Source organism: Bradyrhizobium sp. Leo170 (assembly GCF_004296405.1).
GTDB lineage: Bacteria > Pseudomonadota > Alphaproteobacteria > Rhizobiales > Xanthobacteraceae > Bradyrhizobium.
The window spans coordinates 1-4,061 of sequence record NZ_PSRR01000513.1 but is presented as its reverse complement, the minus strand read 5'-3'; the positions used below and the strand labels follow the sequence as shown (position 1 = coordinate 4,061).

The window sequence follows — 4,061 nt, the reverse complement described above, 5'->3', positions numbered from 1 at the left end:
TCTCGCCGGCGAGGCGTATTGCCGTCGTGCGAGGCTTCGCAGCCGCCGTTCGCGCCGCTGGTCGTGGAGGAGCCGTTAGAGGAGCGTCACGTTCCGGCTGTCAAACTCGAGATTGCGATTGGCGACGTCGTCGTGCGGGACGGACGTGGCCATTAACGGTGAGCAACTGGCTCGGTTGATCCGCGCGGTGCGAGCGTCACGATGATCGCGCCCGGTGCTGATCTGAAGATTTACATCGCGACGCGGCCGATTGACTTCCGCTGCGGCCATGATGGGCTGGCTGCGAAGGTACAGCAGATGCTCCGTCTCGACCCGTTTAGCGGCGCAGCCTTCGTGTTCCGATCGAAACGAGCACAGCTCGTTTCATTGTACCTCCCTTTGTCAGAGTCCGGGCAGGCGGATCATTCTATCGTATTGATAATCAATGTAGTTTTTCGGTCAACGTTCGATCACGTGCTGCACCGCTACGCGTACGGCTTCCGAACTCAGCGCCTCGACAGGAACCAACCATTGCGAGCCCTTGATTGCTTGTGTTGCCGGCAAGACGCCCTTCAGCACCAAGCTCTTTGCTGATCCGACGCAAATTCCAAAGTGTGCCGCAACCTTCGCAAGGCTGATCATTTTGCCGTCGGATGATGCGGGATCGTAGTCCGGCAAGCCCAGGCGTTCGCGCATTTCCCGCACGCGAACAGTCGTCCAGGTCTCGCCGTCGCCGGTCTTACAGCGCATCCGATTGAGCGACGCGGCGAGCTCTCGATCAGGCCAATGACCTGCGAGTGTGCGAAGTGCGTCAACGGCAGTGGGTGCCGTATCCCCGGATATCGGCCTGTCTTAACGCGAGCAACACGAACCTCCGTGTGCCGGCCACCGGTCCAATGGATGAGCAGAACCGCCTCATTGGTGTTCTCATCGAGATCGCAAACAATCTCTCGGACCACGATGTGAACCAGCCGCTGCTTGGTTCGTGTGTCCGTGGACGGTGCATTCCAAACCCGCGGCAGATCATGCGCAAGTTGCAGTAGCAGGGCGCGGTCGATCCTTGGACTTTCCGACGATGCAGCGCGCAGCTCCTTGATCCCCCGCTCAAGCTCGGCAACCCGCTCCAATGCGCCATTCCAGCGCGCCTCGAGTTCGCGGGCAACGTGGCGCTTCGCCGGATCCACAAGCTCATATCGGCGTGCAGCAAGAGATGCTTCGTAGCGTGCGACTTCAAGCTCCCGTTCGACGGCGGCGATGATCTCCGTTCTTGATCGCTCGATCTGGTCGGACGCCAATATCGCTGCTTCGACAGCCCGATCGGAGACAGCCTCAAGGATTTGCAGCGCGACCGCACGATCGACCCGCACTCCACCAATGCCGATACATAAGCCTGCTCCGACATGGGCATCATCGCCGCGGCATTGATAACGATGGGCATTCCCTTTGGCCTGGCCATAGACTACACGCATCATCCGCCCGCAACGTCCGCACCGCATCAAGCCGGTCAGCAGTGCGCGTCCCCCGCGCGCCGATTTACGCGAGCAATTCTTCTTCATGTGGGCGTTTTCCAGCAGCAGCTTCTGATTGTCTTCGTACTCCTGCCAACCGATATAACCGGGATGATTGTCCCGCAGCAGAACATTCCAATCCTCCCGCGGCTTTTTGAACCCGCTGACCTTGCGAGCGCGACCGTCCACGATCCGTGTCTTCTGGGCGATTCGGCCAAACGCATAGGCGCCAGCATAGAGCGGATTGTGCAAGATCTGCATCACCGTGTGATAAGGCCGGCGCCTTCCAGCCGAGCTTGCAGATTTGAACGTTCCTCAGGACCACAGGCATTTTGATGTCGGCGGCCCGCAGCCAAAGAAAGACCTGCCGGGCGCTGCCGAGCTCGCGGAACTTGGTGAAGACCAGTCGAGACACCATCGCGGTCGGCGATCAGACAGCCACGCAGACCACAGATATCCAGGAGCGGATACCAGTCGGTACAATTGCGCGCCAAGCGAGTCACGTCGATCGACAGGATGAGCCCCACTTCACTCAGGCCAACACGGCCAACGAGTTCTTTGAAGCCGTTACGATGCGCTGCAGACGCGCCGCTCAACCCGAGATCGGCGTCAATCACGTCGATGGCAGCCTCACGCCATCCGAGTTCGCGGGCGCGCTTGCGAAGCGCGTATGGAAGGCGCAGGCTCTCCTGATTGCTTACGACCTGGTGGGGCGTCGACTGCCGGATGTAGACTACGGCTTTGCGCGCCAAGTGGCTTGAAGTGACCAACTCGGACTTCATGAGGGATCTCCGCCAAAATCGCGGCGACGTCTTCGACGATCTGGCGTCGGAGCGCGGGCGTCAGCGTCGACCAAAGATCGGCTGGATCCATGCTCATGTGCGTCGGGACAATCCGCTATCGATAGAAGCTCGAGTAGAGCCTCCATGCTCAGCTTAATCTGATTTGCTCCTTGTCCATAATATTCGATTGCGGTTGCCTGAATCAGGAGACTGCTTCCCGTGCGAAACTCGACTTCATACGAAGCGGGAATGCCTCGGCCTCGCTGGCCGATCTTCCTGATCACTCGAAATGAGCGGCCGTACAAAGGATGGTGGGGGTCCCGAACTTCGACCACCTCCGGAAATGATTCGTCAGACTCACTATTGGGGACATTCCTCAATCCCCTCGCTCGACGGACTTGAGTGGACGCGTGTCTCACCCAAGCCTGTGAAGCAGCCGGCCGTTGTTGGCTGAGAGGTGAGGATTTCGCTGGAGCATGGAGCGGGCGCATGTATCGTTCGATCATGGCGATTCGCCCCGATGCTCTCCCGACCGATCCGGCGGCTCTGACCGAGATGGTGCTCGCGCTTGACGTCGAGAACGAGAAGCTGCGCGTGGCGATGCAGACGCTCAAGGAGATGATCTTCGGGAAGCGCTCGGAGCGGCTTGCCACGCTCGTGGCCGAGCAACTCGCGCTTGAGCTTGACGACCTTGAGACCGGTGCCACCCCGCCTGCGACTGCCAACGACGATGCGCCTGCGGCGAAGCCGTCTGATAAGCTACGCCAGAAGGCGCGCCGCAACATCGGCGCGCTGCCCAAGCACCTGCTGCGCTGTGAGCAGGTGCTGGAGCCGGAGGCGACCGCCTGCCCGTGCTGCCAGGGCCAGCTCCACAAGATCGGCGAGGACGTCAGCGAGGTGCTGGACGTGATCCCGGCGATCCTGCGTGTGCTGCGGACGATCCGTCCCAAATACACCTGCCGCGGCTGCGCCGATGGCGTGGTCCAGGTGAAGGCGTTGCCACGCCTGATCGAGAGCGGCATGGCCTCGACCGCGCTCGTGACTCACGTGGTGGTCTCGAAGTTCGCCTGGTATTTGCCGCTGTACCGGCAGGTGCAGATTTTGGCCGGCCAGGGCGTCCATCTTGACCGGTCGACGCTTGCCGGCTGGGTGAAGCGTGCGGCCTGGTGGCTCAAGAGCCTCTATGAGCTCCAGCTGCGCACAATCCAGGCCGCGCCGCGCGTGTTCTGCGACGAGACCCCGATGCCGGTGCTCGATCCCGGACGACATCGCACTCGCATCTGCCAGTTCTGGGCGCATGCCATGGATGACCGGCCATGGGGTGGCCCTTCGCCGCCGGCGGTCGCCTACGTGTTCGCCGACGGCCGCGGCACCGAGGAGATCGCCGGACAATTGACGGGTTTTTCCGGCATTCTGCAGGTGGACGGTTATGCCGCCTACAAGGCGCTCGCCTGCGACCATGGCGGCGCGATCCAGCTCGCCTTTTGTCTCGCCCATGCCAGACGCAAATTCGTCGAGGTGTTCAAAACGACGCAGTCGCCGTTTGCGCGCGAGGTGATCGAACGCCTGCGGGCGGTCTATGCGATCGAAGCGGAGATCCGCGGCAACAGTGCGGAGCAGCGGCTGGCCACCCGCCGCACCAGGAGCGCAGCGTTGATGGCGGCGCTCAAGGCGCGACTGACCGAGATCGTGGGCCAGCTCTTCTCCCAGTCGAAGCTGGCAGAGGCGATCAACTATGCGCTCAATCACTGGGATGGCCTGACGCTGTTTCTCCGCGACGGCCGCGTCGAGG

Annotated in this window: 1 protein-coding gene and 2 pseudogenes; 2 read left to right on the top strand and 1 reads right to left on the bottom strand. The window is 61.6% G+C overall.

The window, feature by feature from the left end; all coding sequences use genetic code 11:
- Nucleotides 1–201 precede the first annotated feature (201 nt).
- A pseudogene (tnpB, locus tag CWO89_RS49855) lies at nucleotides 202–351 on the top strand (IS66 family insertion sequence element accessory protein TnpB); the annotation flags it as partial.
- Nucleotides 352–438: 87 nt separating this feature from the next.
- Here the strand turns inward: tnpB and CWO89_RS41570 are convergent.
- Nucleotides 439–2,269: pseudogene (locus CWO89_RS41570) on the bottom strand (recombinase family protein).
- 489 nt (nucleotides 2,270–2,758) lie between these two features.
- On the opposite strand from CWO89_RS41570, the gene tnpC reads away from it, so the two are divergent.
- Nucleotides 2,759–4,061: IS66 family transposase (gene tnpC, locus CWO89_RS41565; RefSeq protein WP_130584029.1), on the top strand; the 1,303-nt coding region annotated here is incomplete at its 3' end.